Source organism: Dietzia sp. Die43 (assembly GCF_024519835.1).
Classification (GTDB): domain Bacteria; phylum Actinomycetota; class Actinomycetes; order Mycobacteriales; family Mycobacteriaceae; genus Dietzia; species Dietzia kunjamensis.
This window is the reverse complement of the sequence record NZ_JALJRF010000007.1, coordinates 17,856-32,351: the sequence shown is the minus strand read 5'-3', so window position 1 is coordinate 32,351 and position 14,496 is coordinate 17,856. Positions and strand designations below refer to the sequence as shown.

The 14,496-nt window shown below is 73.7% G+C and carries 10 protein-coding genes; 4 read left to right on the top strand and 6 right to left on the bottom strand.

All coding sequences use genetic code 11. The features are described from left to right. Positions 1 to 1,123: 1,123 nt before the first annotated feature. The gene (locus tag NR111_RS07445; RefSeq protein WP_256820450.1) at positions 1,124 to 2,410 is read right to left on the bottom strand and encodes an acyltransferase; all 1,287 of its coding nucleotides are present in this window, start codon (positions 2,408 to 2,410) and stop codon (positions 1,124 to 1,126) included. A gap of 142 nt (positions 2,411 to 2,552) precedes the next feature. On the opposite strand from NR111_RS07445, the gene NR111_RS07440 reads away from it, so the two are divergent. Next, a complete protein-coding gene (locus NR111_RS07440; RefSeq protein WP_256820449.1) occupies positions 2,553 to 3,845 on the top strand; it encodes a DUF3068 domain-containing protein in 1,293 nt (430 codons plus the stop codon). 390 nt (positions 3,846 to 4,235) lie between these two features. Here the strand turns inward: NR111_RS07440 and NR111_RS07435 are convergent, their stop codons facing one another. Continuing rightward, positions 4,236 to 5,456, bottom strand: a complete 1,221-nt coding sequence (locus NR111_RS07435; protein WP_067715947.1) for a polysaccharide biosynthesis protein — start codon at positions 5,454 to 5,456, stop codon at positions 4,236 to 4,238. 105 nt (positions 5,457 to 5,561) lie between these two features. Between NR111_RS07435 and NR111_RS07430 the strand changes: the two genes are divergently transcribed. Continuing rightward, positions 5,562 to 7,535 carry a hypothetical protein gene (locus tag NR111_RS07430; RefSeq protein WP_256820448.1) on the top strand — a complete coding sequence of 658 codons (1,974 nt, stop codon included), beginning with the start codon at positions 5,562 to 5,564 and terminating at the stop codon, positions 7,533 to 7,535. On the opposite strand, the gene NR111_RS07425 is transcribed toward NR111_RS07430, so the two are convergent. After that, a complete protein-coding gene (locus NR111_RS07425; protein WP_256820446.1) occupies positions 7,516 to 8,763 on the bottom strand; it encodes a glycosyltransferase family 4 protein in 1,248 nt (415 codons plus the stop codon). The two genes, NR111_RS07430 and NR111_RS07425, sit on opposite strands and share 20 nt — an antisense overlap. A gap of 70 nt (positions 8,764 to 8,833) precedes the next feature. Between NR111_RS07425 and NR111_RS07420 the strand changes: the two genes are divergently transcribed. Both NR111_RS07420 and NR111_RS07415 read left to right on the top strand, forming a co-directional pair. Continuing rightward, positions 8,834 to 9,652, top strand: a complete 819-nt coding sequence (locus NR111_RS07420) for a class I SAM-dependent methyltransferase (protein WP_256820445.1) — start codon at positions 8,834 to 8,836, stop codon at positions 9,650 to 9,652. Positions 9,653 to 9,688: 36 nt separating this feature from the next. Continuing rightward, positions 9,689 to 11,200 (top strand): aldehyde dehydrogenase, encoded by a 1,512-nt coding sequence (locus NR111_RS07415; RefSeq protein WP_256820444.1) that lies wholly within the window; start codon positions 9,689 to 9,691, stop codon positions 11,198 to 11,200. Positions 11,201 to 11,287: 87 nt separating this feature from the next. Here NR111_RS07415 and NR111_RS07410 read toward each other — a convergent pair whose 3' ends face one another. The 3 genes from NR111_RS07410 to NR111_RS07400 all read right to left on the bottom strand — a co-directional run bounded on the left by NR111_RS07410 (position 11,288) and on the right by NR111_RS07400 (position 14,486). Then, positions 11,288 to 11,950 carry a response regulator transcription factor gene (locus tag NR111_RS07410; protein ID WP_067715955.1) on the bottom strand — a complete coding sequence of 221 codons (663 nt, stop codon included), beginning with the start codon at positions 11,948 to 11,950 and terminating at the stop codon, positions 11,288 to 11,290. Between the two features lie 98 nt (positions 11,951 to 12,048). Next, the gene (locus tag NR111_RS18685) at positions 12,049 to 13,632 is read right to left on the bottom strand and encodes an ATP-binding protein (protein WP_256820443.1); all 1,584 of its coding nucleotides are present in this window, start codon (positions 13,630 to 13,632) and stop codon (positions 12,049 to 12,051) included. Beyond that, entirely contained in the window at positions 13,629 to 14,486 is an 858-nt protein-coding gene (locus NR111_RS07400) for a hypothetical protein (RefSeq protein WP_256820442.1), read from the bottom strand. The genes NR111_RS18685 and NR111_RS07400 overlap by 4 nt, the downstream gene beginning before the upstream one ends. Between the last annotated feature and the right edge of the window lie 10 nt (positions 14,487 to 14,496).

Genomic DNA, 14,496 nt, shown 5'->3' with positions numbered 1-14,496 from the left:
TCCAACGCACCCGCGTCGACCTGGCCACGCTCACCCCGGAGGAGGACGGCTCCGTCGTCGTCGACGTCCCCGCCGACCACACCGATCGGATCACCGTCCGCGTCGACGACACCCGGGACGTGCGCGGTCCCACCGGCGCGCGGCTGCCCACCGGCATCGCCGAGGTGTGGGTACAGGACCCCACCGGCGCCCGCATCGGCGCGCTGCCCGCCGCCGACGACGAGCCCGTCACCCTGACCTGCCGGGACGGGCCGAAGCTGCACCTCGGCGACCGGGTCGTCGGCACGCGGATCACCGCCAGCCGACGGGCGCTGCTCGAGGGCCGCGCGGTCACGGCCGAGCTCTGCGACGACTCCGCCGTCCGGCTGGACGCGGGACCGCAGGAGGTCTCGGTGGACCCGGGTCAGGCGTTCTCCGTGGACACGGTGGGCCTCGTCGTCGTCGACCCGGGAACCGGGAGCCGCACGGGAGGCACCGGGGGCGGCCCCTCTCCGATCCTCGGTGGTGCCCCGCACCCCGCCCGGGCCGTCGCCACCGCGCTGTGGGACGACTCGCGGCGCGAACTGCGCGTGCCGTCCGCGCCGCGCGAACGCGTCCTGGTGATCCCCGAATCCGTCACGCCCGCATGGCAGGCCCGGCTCGTCGCCGACGACGGCACCGAGCTGACCGACCCGCGTCCGGTCACCGTCGACGGGTGGAAGCAGGGCTGGGTGCTGCCCGCCACCACCACCGGCGCCACCCTCGTCCTCACCGTGCCGCTCGACGCGCCGTACCGTGCGGCGCTGCTCACCGGGCCGCTCGCACTGCTGCTGGTCCTGCTGCTGTTCCTCGTCCGCGGCAGCCGCGACCGGGCGGGGGCCCGCGCCGCGCCGTGGCGGGGGCGCGGACCGCTGACGGTCGCCGCGACCGCCACGCTCGGGTTCGCGGTGGCCGGACCCGTCGGCCTGGCGCTGACCGCCGGGCTGACCGTCGGCGCGCTGGTGGCGAGCCGGTACCTCGGGGTGGGGCGGGCCCGGCACCTGCTCGTCATGGGGGCCGGGGCGGGGATCGTCGCCGGCGCCGCGGTGCTGTCCCGCGCCCCGTGGCCGGACCCACTGGGCTACGCCGGTGACGGGTGGGGGCCTCAGGTCGCGACGGTGGCGGGGCTCGTCTGCGCCGGGCTGGCCGCGAGCTGGCCGTCCGCGGGCCGTCCGCGCGGGGCGCGCCGGGGTGCCAGCCAGCGTCCGGCCGGCACCTCGACCAACGCGTAGCCGGCCGCCGCGACCACCGTCGAGACCACCGCGGTCACCAGCCAGATCCGCAGCATCTGTCCGGAGAACATGGGCACCGCCGCGATCTGGAACGCGAAGTGCAGGACCAGGACGTGCCACAGGAACACGCCGTACGACCACCGACCCAGGGTCGTGAGGACGGTCGAGCCGAGAACGGCGAAGCGCAGCCCGCCGCCGTCCGCGGTGCCCGGGCCGGCGGGGGCGGTGGACGGCGCGCCGGCCGGGGCGAGCGCGGCCGGGGCCAGGAGGCAGAACGCCACCACGGCGCCGAGCGCGGTGCGGATCGCGAACTCCGGACCCGACGGGTGCACGAACCCCTCGGTGAACCACTGCGGCACCGTGCTCACCAGGAACGCCGCGGCCGCGACCGCCCACCACCCCCACCGTGCGTGGCGGTGGCGGGCCAGCGCCGCCGCCCGTCCGGGCGGGGCGCAGGCGAGTTCGGCCAGGATCATCCCCGCCGCGAACCACGACGCGAACGCCGGCGGCAGGATCTGGTCGTTGAGCCGGTCGTGCAGACCCAGCTCGTACCACGGCAGGAGCGCCCACCCCAGGCTCGCCACCCCCACGACCGCGATCGCCGGGATGCGCCACCGCGCCGCCCGCCCGCGCAGGCCCGCGAGCGCCCACCACAGCAACGGCAGCACCAGATAGAAGCTCATCTCCACGGACAGCGACCACGCGTGCGTGAGCCCCTCGACGAGGGAGTCCGGGACGTACACCTGGGTGAGTGTCAGGTTGGACGTCCACGTGCTGGCGGAGCTCCGTGCGTTCCGGGGGATCAGCAGGAACACCGCGGCCACCAGGACCAGATACGCGGGCATGATCCGCACCAGTCGGGAGCGCAGATAGTCGCGGGCGGACCGGGCGGTCCCCGTGCCTCCCCGGCGTGCGTGCAGAGCGTGCGCGCGCCACAGCAGGAAGCCCGACAGAGCGAAGAACACGGCCACGGACAGGTCGAATCGGCCCCAGACGCGGTTGAGGAACGACCCCGTCGAGGCCCCGGTCTGGAACGCGACATGGGTGGTGAGAACGCCGAACGCGGCGACCGCACGGAGCCCCTCGAGCGCCGGCACGAAGCCCGTCGCCGAGGGCAGTGTCCCGACTCGGTGGTCGGGGGTGCCAAATGCGTTCTTCATCACTGTTAATCTTCTCCTGATGATGGTCCGGTCTGGCAGCCGACCCGGGGACGTTACCCGGGCGTGACCACGGACCGAGGGCGCGACTCCAGGAGGACAACCGATGGCACGACAGAGCAGTTCCGCGGGACGGAGGTCGTCAGTGCCCGCGCTGGTCCTCGTCGGGCTCGGCGCATTCTTGATCACTATCGCACTGGCGCTCGTGTTCTTCGTGGTGCCGGCGCAGAAGAAGACCCCGCTGGACATCAACTCGACAACCGTCACCGAGGTCGCGCCGGGGGCGGTCCTCGTGGGCAGGGCACTGGCGGGCAACGCACCCACCGAGCTCAACGCGGACCGGCCCGAGTGCCGCCCCGAGGACGGGGCCGAGGCCGCGTCCGGGGACGAGGGAGAGGCCGACGCGCCCGAGGGTGAGGCGGTCGAGACCCAGGACGGCGCCGAGGCCGACGACTCCGAGGTGCAGTTCCCCGTCTCGTGCTTCATCGACAACGACATCCCCCTGTACTCGCAGCGTCGGGTGATGGCCGTCGAGCCGTCGGACGCCGACGTCATCACCCTGCAGGCCGCCCAGTCGTTGCTGCGCGAGGACATCGCGGGCGGCGACGAGGTCGAGTCCCTGATCAACGCCACCGTCGACCGCATCACGCTGGACCGCGTCACGGCGCAGCCGGTCGACGAGGCCACCAGCACCCTGCAGGTCGTCGCCGGCGGCGCCGACGACACCGCCCCCACGGGCTTCGTCCGCGAGGGTCTGCAGTACAAGTTCCCGTTCGACACCGAGCAGCGGGCCTACGACTACTTCGACGCCAGCACCTTCACCACCAACCCGATCGAGTTCGTCGGCGAGACGTCCGTCGGTGGGATCGAGGCCTACGAGTTCACCCAGGACCTCGGCCCGATCGACATGTGGTCCTCGATCCGCGACCACTTCGCCTCGATCTCCGACGGCTACGACCCCGCCGTGGAGTCGGTCCTGGCCAGCTACCGCCGCGAGGGCATGACCGCCGGCCAGTGGGGCCTCGAGGGTGACCCCGAGCGCGAGGTCGACATGCGGCGCTTCTACACCAACACCCGCACGGTGTACGTGAACCCGGCGACCGGCCAGATCATCAACGGCAAGGAGGACATCTTCCAGTTCTTCGCCGAGGACCAGGCCGAGGCCGACGCCTTCTTCTCCGACAAGGCCCGTCTCGAGGAGGAGAAGGCCGAGCCGACCCGCACGGCCGTCCGCTTCCAGTCCGGCTGGAATGACGAGACCCAGGAGAGCACCCTGGCCGCGGCGCAGGACAGCGCGGACACGCTCAACACGTTCGGTCGCGTCGTCCCGGCGGTGCTGGGCATCCTCGGCCTGCTCTCGCTGATCGGTGGCATCGTGCTGGGCCTGCGCGGGAGCCGCGGCGGCACCGGCGGACGGACCACCCGGACCCGCGCCTGATTCGTCCTACCCCGCGGCCCCCGCCCTGTCCGGAGCGGGGGCCGCACCCGGAGGATCGCCGAGAGCGTTCCGCACACAACACCCGAGAGGGAGTGTGCGGAACGCTCTTCTCGTTGGGTGACGGACCCGCGACCGCCGCGCAGCCGCCGCGCAGCCGACCGCGACCGCCGCGCGACCGTCGGGGACACCAGCCGCCCGGCTCCCGCGATCTGTCCGTCGGATCGGGCGCTGCGAACCCGCAGCCGGCCTCGGCGATCCCGCTCCGCCAGCCGCTCCGCCAGCCGCTCCGCCTATCGGATCACGCGCCACCTAGCGGATCCGGTAGGTGAGTCGCCAACGGATAGGCGACGTGGCTCGGCTCGAGGGCGCGGCCCGCTCGGCGCCCTCGCCTCAGGCGGGGCGCACGCGCAGCGCCCGCCAGCCTGCGGCGACCGTGGTGAGGGCGACCGCGACGAGTGTCGCGCCCAGGACGCTCTCGACGCCGCGGGGCGCGAGCCACACCGCGACGGCGGTGAGCACCAGCCCGCACCAGGCGATCGCGGCCTCCACCGTCCGGTCGGAGGCGATGCTCGCCAGCAGGAACGCCTGCAGCACGCTCAGTGTCACGCCCAGGGCGGCGAACGCCCACAGCAGTCCGGCGACGGGCCGGTAGGCCTCGCCGACGACCACCGGCACGAGCGGGGCGGCCGCGGCGGCACCGATCACCACGACGGCACCGATGCCCAGCAGGACGCCCACCGCGGAACGGACCGCGCCCCGGTGCCCGGCCGGATCGGCCATCCGCGGGTAGAGGACGGTGCCCACGGCCTGGGGCAGCCAGAACGCGGCCTTGGCGGCGACCGCCCCGAGCGCGTAGCGGCCGGCGTCCCCCGGGGACAGCAGGGCACGTGCGAGGAGCAGGTCGACGGAGGTCAGGGCCATCATCACGAGCTGCACCTGACCGGCCGCAAGCACCGCCGCGACGCCGGGTGAGGTCGAGGAGGTCCCGGTCGGCGGTCGCCACGCCCCGGGCCCGAGTGTCGAGATCCACCCCGCCACCAGCCAGGCCACCGTCACGCCGACGGCCCCGGCCGCGAGCGCGAGCCCCACGCCCCCGCCCGCGGCGAGGACCGCGACGGCCGGCACCACCTTGCCGGCGCCGGCCAGGGCGAGCACTCCACCGAGGGCGCGGAACCGTTCGGCGCCCTGCAGCACGCCCTGCTCGGTGGTGAGCAGACAGAGCACCGGGCCGGGGGCCAGCGCGGCGGCGGTGGCCAGGACGGGGGTGTCCAGCAGCAGCGACACCGGGACGACCGCCAGTGCGGCGACCACCGCGACCAGGAGCGCGACCCGTCTGCCGAGCGAGCGCAGGACCCCGTCCGGTACTCCGCGCACGTGGTCGCGGGCAACGACCGCCTGCAACGCCAGTGACGGAACGGCGACCAGCAGCTGCGCGGAGAGCAGGGCGGCGAAGGCGCCGTAGCCCTCGGGCCCCAACCACCGGGAGGCCGGTAGGTGCAGCAGGTAGGCGGCGATGTTGGCCAGCATCGACCCGGCCGTCACCGCCCCCGCGCCGGTCAGGAAGCGCCTGGTGGCGGTGCCGGGTGCCTCCTCGCGCGCCTGATGGTCCACACCGGGAATCGTAGGGGGCAGCCGCGGTGGCCCGGTGGCTGGCCGCCGGCGGCGCGGCCGCGCGGTGGCGGCGGGCCCCGCGCGCGGGCGTGGTGGAATGAGCGCATGTCGTCCGCTGTCGGTTCCCGTCGCGTGACCTTGCGATCCACCGGGAGGGACGCTGCGGTGGACGCGGCCGTGGGGGCGGTGGTGACCGCCCTGCTGCTGGCGGGGGTGGCGCGGCCCGGGTTCCCCCTGCTCAGGGACTGGGTGGCCACGCCGACACCGCCCCTGTCGGACGCCGCGCTCGGGCTGGGGGAGTCGGCGGCGCGGGCGGTGCCCCAGGACGTGGCGGTGGTGTGGGCGACCCGCGCGCTGCAGGCGGTGGGGTTGCCGGTGTGGCCGCTGACCGGCGTTCTCACCGCCGTGTTCTGCATCTGGTTGGCGGTGGCGGCGGGGGCGCTGGTGCGCCGGGTCCTGCCCGGCGACGCGGCCGCGGGGCTGTCCGGGCTCTGGCTGCGCCTGACCGCCGTGGTGGGGGCGGTGTGGAACCCGTTCGTGGTGGAGCGGCTGCTGCAGGGGCACTGGTCCGTGCTGGCCGGGACGGCGGCGGTGATGTCGATGCCGGTGTTGTTGGCCTCCTCCGGCGCCCTCGGTGGCGCGCCCGGTCGGCGCCGGGTGGCGGCGGCGTGCGCGGCGCTGGCCGCGGCGGGGCTCACGCCGACGGGCTGGGTCCTCGCGGTCGTCGTCGCGACGGTGTCGCTGTTCAGCGGCGGTGCGGGTGGCGGTGACAGTGCCGGTGATAGTGCGGGTCCCGCCGCGCGGCCGGGCCGGCGCGTCTGTGCAGCGCTGGCGTTGGTCGCCACGGCCGTGGTCACCGCGCTGCCGTGGCTGCTCGCGACCGCACTCGCCCCGGCCGGGACCGGCACCGCGCCGACCGCCGGCACGGGCGTGAGCGCGTTCGCCGCCCGCGCCGAGCCCGGCATCGGCACCCTCGGATCAGTGGTCGCCCTGGGCGGAATCTGGAACTCGGAGGCGGTGCCGCCGTCGCGGTCAACGTGGTGGGCGGCCGTGGCGCTCGTCCTGCTGCTCGTGGTGTGGGTGGTGGCGGCGCGCGGGGTGTGGCGGGCGCGCCGCGATCCGGTGGTGCGGGCGACGGTACCGCTGGCGGTCGGGACGTGGCTGCTGGTGGCGGCCGCCGCGACGGGGCCGGGCCTGGCCGCGCTGGAGACCGTCGTCGCCGCGGTCCCCGGCGCGGGTCTGCTGCGCGACACCCAGAAGTTCGTCGCACTGGCGCTCCCGGCGACCGTGCTGGCGCTCGCCTTCGCCGCCCGCGAGCTGGCCGGGCGACTCCGACCGGCCGGGGCGGGCCTGCTGCTCACGGCGGTGGCCGTCGCCGCCGTCCCCGACGCCCCGCGCGCCCTGTGGGACCAGCTGCGGCCGGTCACCTACGGCCAGGACTGGGAGCAGGTGGCGCGGATCGTCGACGGGAGGCCCGGTGACCTGCTGGTCCTGCCGGCGGGGTCCTTCCGCTCGACGCCGTTGTGGGCGGGCGGCGCGGCGGTGCTCGATCCGGCGCCCCGACTGCTCGACACCCGCGTGCTGGTGCCCGGAGACCTGGTCGTCGGCGGGGCTGCCGGCGACGACGCGGCCGCGGTGCCGGGCGAGGGTGATCGCGCGAGGCGGGCCACCGAGGCGCTGCTGCGAGGGGACGATCCGAGCGTCCTGGCCGGACTGGGGGTGCGGTGGGTGCTCGACGAGCGCACGTCCGCCGGCCCGCGCGGGCGGGCGGCGCGGACGCTGGCCGCGACGCCGCAGGAGTCGACGACGACGAGGTTCACCGGCTCCGAACTCGTCCTGCACGAGCTGGCCGCGCCGAACGGGCCGGGTGGGGCGGATGCCCGATGGGAGGCCGCCGCCGAGCCCGCGGCTCCGGCGTCGGCCCGCGGATGGGTGCTGGCGGCGCACGCGCTGTGGCTGCTCACGCTGGTCCTCGCCCTGGTCGTTGCCATTGCCGTCGCCGGCGTTCCTGCCGCGACCACCACGGCGCGCCGGGACGCGCACGCCGCGGGAGGACCGGTCAGCCGGCCTGGCCGCTGATCACACCGCTCACGCGCCGGCCCTCGGTGACCGCCCGGAGGACCTGCGCCATCGCCGATCCGGTGGCGGGCCAGGACAGTCCCGCGGCCTTGCGGCGCGCGGCTTCGCCCATGCGCCCCCGCAGGTCGGGGTCCGCCAGGAGGCGATCGGTGGCCAGGGTCATGGCCGCGACATCGTCCACGAGGAGGCCCGTCTCGCCGTCGTCGATCGAGTCCCGTAGTCCCGCCGCGTGGTGGTAGCCGACGGTGGGCACCCCGTGCTGCGCGGCCTCGGACACCGCCAGACCCCAGCCTTCCTTGCGGGAGGGCATGAGATGCAGTGTGGCGCCGGCGAGGATGCGGTGCTTGGTGGACTCGTCGACGTGCCCGTGGAACACGACCGAACCCGCGTCCGGGCCGGGGCCCGTGCCGGCACCCGAGCCCGGCGCGGGGACGAGGAGCCCGCGCTCGGCGGCGTACTCACGCAGTCGGTCGGACCACCAGCCGCTGCCGATGACGTCCAGCACCAGGCCGGGCCTGCTCGCGCGCAGGGTGGCGACCACGTCGAGGGCGTCCTCGACGTGCTTGTGCGGCACCAGCCGGGACAACACGACCAACCGCGGGGCGGCGGTGTCGGTGTCAGTGCCGGGGCCCTCGTGCGCGGCCGGCTCGCCCGGCTCGACGTCCGCCGGGAGCGGGTCGAGTCCGTTGCGCACCACGGCGATGCGCGCGGGGTCCACGCCGAGCCCGGCGAGCTCGTCGGCCGAGGGGAGCGACACGGTCACGTACTGACTGCGCGAGTGCACGCGCGGGGACAGCCACGACTCGATCCACCAGCCGATCCGCGCGACCAGCCACCCGGCCACCGGCCACTGCTCACGGTGGATGTGGTGGACCAGCACCACGACGGGCGCGGTGGTGGCGAGGCGGGAGAAGAAGGGGACGCCGTTCTGGGTGTCGACGACGACGTCGGGCTGCCTCAGGACACCGAGTGGCCCCAGTCCGATCCTGCCGAACAGGATCGCCAGCAGCGCGCGGGGATAGACGGTGAACCGCCCACCGGTCCGGCTGAACCGCACCCCGGCCCCGGTGGTGGCGGAGCGGGCCGCACCCGGTGAGCGCGAGGTCCGGTAGACGACGGTGTGCCCGGCGCCGGCGAGGCCGTCCGCGACGTGCTCGAGGTAGCGTTCGCTGCCACCGCCCTGGGGATGGGTGCTGTCACGCCAGCACAGCAGCAGGATACGAGCCACGCGGACACTGTACGCGGGCGTCGGGACCGCCGACGGGGTGGTCAACGCTGCCGCCGGTATCGTCACCGCCGTGATCACCGATCCCGTCCACCGCTCGCCCGCCCTGCGCTCGGTGGCCCGCCGCGCCACCCTCGGTCGGTCGCTCGGATTGCTGCGTTCGTTCCCGCTCGAGCAGTCCGACCCGGACGTCTTCTACTCCGGTCTGGCCCGCGACACCGTCGAACTGGTGGCGGACCTGTGGGAGCGCGCCGGTGACCGGCCGGCCGGGCGGGGCCCCGGGTCCGACACCGGCCGCCTCCCGGGGCTGACGGTGCTGGACGTCGGCGGCGGGCCGGGTTACTTCTCCGACGCCTACGCCGCCGAGGGGGCGCGGTACGTTTCCGTCGAACCGGACGTGGGGGAGATGTCGGCGGCGGGCCTGGACCAGGCGGGCTCGATCCGCGGCAGCGGGATGTCGCTGCCGATCCGATCGGACTGCGTCGACGTGTGCATCTCCTCCAATGTGGCCGAACACGTCCCCGAGCCCTGGACGATGGCCGAGGAGATGTGCCGGGTCACGCGACCGGGCGGCCTCGTCGTCGTCTCCTACACGCTCTGGTACGGACCCTTCGGCGGCCACGAGATGGGACCCACCCACTACCTCGGTGGCGAGCGGGCGCGGCGGATGTACGAGCGTCGCCACGGCCGGCCGCCCAAGAACGTCTACGGCGAGTCCCTGTTCGAGGTGGGCTGCGCCGAGGGGCTCGACTGGGCACGCCAGACCGGATCGGCCGAACTGGTCGCGGCGTTCCCGCGCTACCACCCGCGGTGGGCGTGGTGGCTGGTGCGGGTGCCGCTGGTCAGGGAGGCCCTGGTGTCCAACCTGGTGCTGGTGATGCGGGCCGGGTAGCTGCCCCACGGGGCGCCGTGGACTCGCTACAGTGAGGTGGAACACGTTCTTGTTTTCTACCTCTCGGAGGTCCCCGTGGTCGTCGTCCATGACAAGCTCTTCTCCGGCACCCGCTGGACCGATCCCATCACCACCGGCGTCCTCGAGGTGACCTCGCCCGCCACCAACGCGGTCGTGGGTCGGGTCGCCGAGACCACCACCGAGGACCTGGACGAGATGATCAGCCAGGCGCGCGACTCGTTCGAGTCCGGCGTGTGGCGCTCCGCCCCGCCCGCCGAGCGCGGCGCCCTGCTGGCCCGCGTGGCCGACATGCTCGAGGAGCGCCAGGCCGAGGTGTGCCAGATCCTCTCCGACGAGATGGGCACTCCGCCCGGCACCGCCGCGATGATCCAGGTGACGCCGACCCTGGGTGTGCTGCGGTACTACGCCCGCCTGGCCGAGACCTTCCCGTGGTCCGAGGTGCGGCACGGGGACTTCGGCGCGTCGGTCATCACCCGCCACCCCGTCGGCGTCGTCGCCGCCATCACCGCGTGGAACGTCCCGCTCTACCTCAACACCGCCAAGCTGGCTCCCGCACTGCTGTCCGGCAGTTCGGTGATCCTCAAGCCGTCGTCGGCCACGCCGCTGTCCGCGCTGTGGCTGGCCGACCTGTTCCGCGAGGCCGGCCTGCCCGAGGGCGTGCTGTCCGTGGTGACCGGCCCCAGCTCCGTGGGCGACCACCTGGTCTCGCACGCGGACGTCGACAAGATCTCGTTCACCGGCTCCACCGGGGTCGGCAAGCACATCGCCGGGATCGCCGCGCAGAGCCTCAAGCGCTGCTCGCTGGAGCTGGGGGGCAAGAGCGCCGCCATCGTGCTCGAGGACGCCGACATCGCCGCGAACGCCGGCACCATGGTCTTCTCCGCCCTGATGAACTCCGGGCAGGCGTGTGTGTCCCAGAACCGCATCCTCGCGCCGCGGTCGAGGTACGACGAGGTCGTCGAGGCGCTGGTGGAGAACGTCAAGGCCATGCCCGTGGGTGACCCGGCCGACGACGGCACCGCCTTCGGCCCGCTGGCCAACCACAAGCAGAAGGCGTCCGTCGAGGGCTACATCCGCAAGGGTGTCGAGGAGGGCGCGACCATCGCCTACGGGGGCGGCAAGGTCGAGGGACTGCCCGAGGGCGTCGCCGAGGGCGCCTACGTGCAGCCGACCGTCTTCCGGGACGTCGACAACTCCATGACCATCGCCCAGGAGGAGATCTTCGGGCCGGTCCTGCAGGTCATCGCCTACGACACGGTCGACGAGGCCGTGCAGATCGCCAACGACTCCGAGTACGGCCTCGCCGGGGCCGTGTACTCCGCCGACCCGGATGCCGCGCTGGCCGTGGCCCAGCGGGTGCGCACCGGCACGATGGGCATCAACTGGTACGCCTTCGACCCGAGCGCGCCCTTCGGCGGGTTCAAGAACTCGGGCCTGGGTCGCGAGAACGGCCCCGAGGGGCTCGAGGCCTTCTGCGAGCTGCAGAGTGTGCTCATGCCGTTCGGTTGGGAGCCCGGCGAGGGCTGAGGCCTCGACAGATGTGTGAAGACCCCCGGCCTCGGCCGGGGGTCTTCACACATCGGACGCGTCGGCGCGGCGCCGACCGGCCGGGTGTCACTCCACGCGGTAACCGACGCCGCGGACGGTCTGCACCTTGTTCTCGCCGATCTTGCGACGCAGGGAACGGATGTAGACGTTGACGATGTTGGAGCCCGGGTCGAAGTCCATGCCCCACACGCTCTCGAGCAGCTGCTCGCGACTGATGGTCTCGCCCTTGTTGCGCAGCAGCATCTCGAGCAGCGAGTACTCGCGGTTGGTCAGCTCCTGGATCCGGCCGTCCACCTCGACCCGGCGGGTGCGGATGTCCAGGCGCATGCCCGCGTGCTCGAGGATGCCCGGGTCCTCGGTGGCCTCGTGCTCGCGCAGCCGCAGACGGATGCGGGCGAGCAACTCGGGCACGCGGAAGGGCTTGACCATGTAGTCGTTCGCGCCGGACTCCAGCCCCTCGACGGTGTTCGCCACACTGTCGCGGGCCGTGAGGATGATGACGGGTGCGGCGAACCCGCGGTCGCGGGCCTCGCGGAGGAGGGTCAGCCCGTCGGTGTCCGGCAGGCCGATATCGAGCAACATCAGGTCGATGTCGGAGATCGTCGACAGGATCGCCTGGGCGCTCTCCCCGTCCACGGCCTCGAGTGCGGTGTACTCCGCGCCGCCGAGTGCCTTCACCAACACCGATCGGATGAGATCGTCATCCTCCACGACGAGAACATTCGTCATGCAACCCTCCTTCTCGAACCCGGAGTATCCCACGGGAAGACATCAGTTGGACGCTGCCCGGTCCCGTGTCCGCGGGTTCGTCCGGTACGTGGGCGGGATCAGCGCGTACCGCTGTCCCCCGACACGACCGGGCCGGCGCCGGCGTCCTCGTCGTCGCGGGGGCGCTTCTCCGGTGGCGGCGCGATGAGGGGGACGACGATGCAGAACACCGCGCCCCCGCCCATGGCGTTGAACGCGAACGCACGTCCCCCGTGTGCCTTGGCGATGGTGGAGACGATGGCCAGGCCGAGTCCGGTGCCGCCCCGGCCGTCGCGCAGTTGGCCGCGAGCGGTGTGGAAACGCTGGAAGATGCTCTCTTCTTCCCCGGGCGGGATCCCCGGTCCGCTGTCGCGGACCCACCACAGGAGCCGGCGGCGGTAGTCCTCCCGCTTGGGCGACGGGGTGACGGGCCCCGCCGCGAACCCGTCGGGCACGGTGGGATCCCCCGGCTCGATGATGCGGCACCCGATCTCGATGGTGTCGCCGGGTCCGGTGAAGCGGACGGCATTGGAGCAGAACTGCATGAGGGCCTGCGTGATGCGGTGCTGGTCGAGTCGGGCCACGCCCTCGGCGTAGGGGAGCACCCGCCAGTCGCGGTCGGCGATCACGTCGATCTTCGCCTCGACGTCCAGCACGAGTTCGGCGACGTCGGTCGGGACGGTCCGGAGGAAGTCGGGACGGTCGGCCCTGGCGAGGGTGAGCAGGTCCTCCACGATGCGGGTCATCCGCGACAGCTCGTCCTGCATGAGGCGGGTGGCCTCGGCGCGCCCGTCGGGGTCGTCGGGCATGAGGTCGAGGTTGCCCTGCACGACGGTCAGGGGCGTTCGCAACTCGTGCCCGGCATCGTCGAGGAACTCCCGCTGGGTCCGGTAGGCCTCCTCGACTCGTTCGAGCATGGCGTTGACCGTGTCGGCGAGTGAGACGATCTCGTCGGGCCCGTCGGAGGGGACCCGCCTCGACAGGTCGGCGGCGGAGATGGTCTCGGCGGCCTCGCGGATACGGCGCACCGGCACGAGCATCCGCCCGGCGATCCACCACGCGAGCACCGCGCTGACGACCATGCCTCCGGCGCTGGCCCAGCGCATGTAGAAGACGACGCGCTGTGTCTCCTGGTGAGTGCCCCGGTCGTTGACGGCGACGACGATGTTGGCCAGCCCGGCGGGGCTCTCGACCGTGGTCTTGCGCCACCGCACCGAGCCGTCGAGGATCCCCGAACTCTCGGTGGAGACCAGGCCGATCCGTTGGATCTGTGACCGCATCGCCGGCGGGAAGAGCTGGTCCTCGTCGGGCCCGTATCGGGAGAGCGTGAACTGGGTGCCCGACTCGGTGGCCGTCCCGACCAGGAGCAGCTCCGAGGACGGGTACTGCTGGGCGAGGTACGCCCGGATCAACTGCTCGACGGTGGGGTTCTCCGACTCGAACGACGGCAGGATCCCCGCCGTCATGAAGGTCGTGAAGTCCGCGGCCTCCCGGTTGAGCCGCGAGTCCATCACCCGTTCGGTGCTGAGGTTCAGGAGCTGGAACGTGAACACCATCATCGCCGCGAACACGGCGGCGGTGATCAGCGTGATGCCGAGGGTGATGCGGAGCCGGGCGGAGTGCCACCAACGGATCGGGGCTGCCGGCCGTATCGAGGCGTTCACCTCGGCATCGGGTGGTCGTCGCCGGACGCTCTCGGGCTGGACACTGTCGGGCTCGCCTCTGTCGGCCTGTCCACTGTCGCGCCCGCCCCCGGCGAGGTCGTCACCGGCCCGCTCGCGGCACGGTCCCCCACGGGAGGTCGGCCGAGCACCGGAGCGCCGCCGGCGGGCGACCGACCCGCGTGTGGGGGAGGCCCGGTCTCGTCGGCATGGGCCGGTCGGCCGGTCTCTCCGGCATGGGGCGGGGGCCCGGGCAGCGGGCCACCTACTGCGGGCGGTCCGGGAACGGACACGGGAGGCCGACCGGCATCGGGCGCCGGTACGGCGGGACGGCCGCCCGGTCCGCGGTCGTCAGGCGTGTCGCCTCGATCGGCCCCGCCCTCGGAGTGGGGTTCGAAGGTCACCGGCTGGTCGTCCGTCCCGGAGCCGGTACCGGGGCGCGTCGTGGGGTCGCGGGGCACGAGGTCGTCCCGGACCCGGTCCGGGCCCTGCCCGGCGCGCGGACCGATGGTGTCCGCGGGAGCAGCCCGGCCGTCGACCTGCGGGGGAAGCGGTGCCAGCGGCACGGAGGGCACCGTCAACAGCGAGAGGAACGACGGGATCGGCTCCGGTACGGGCAGGGCCGACCTGCCGTCGATCACCGTGAGGAACGGCTTGATCCCCTCGATGGCGGTGCCCGCGTACTCCTCGTCGACGGCCGGGGACGCGTCCGTCGACTCGCCGGTGATCCCGGCGGTGGCGGTCGGCCCGGCAGGAACGGACGTCGGGGCGGGGAGCCCGAAACCGGCCACGGCGGCTGCTGCGACGCCGCTCGCCACGATGGGAAGCGCGATGAGGCCGATCACGCTGCCTCTCATGCCCCTCCTT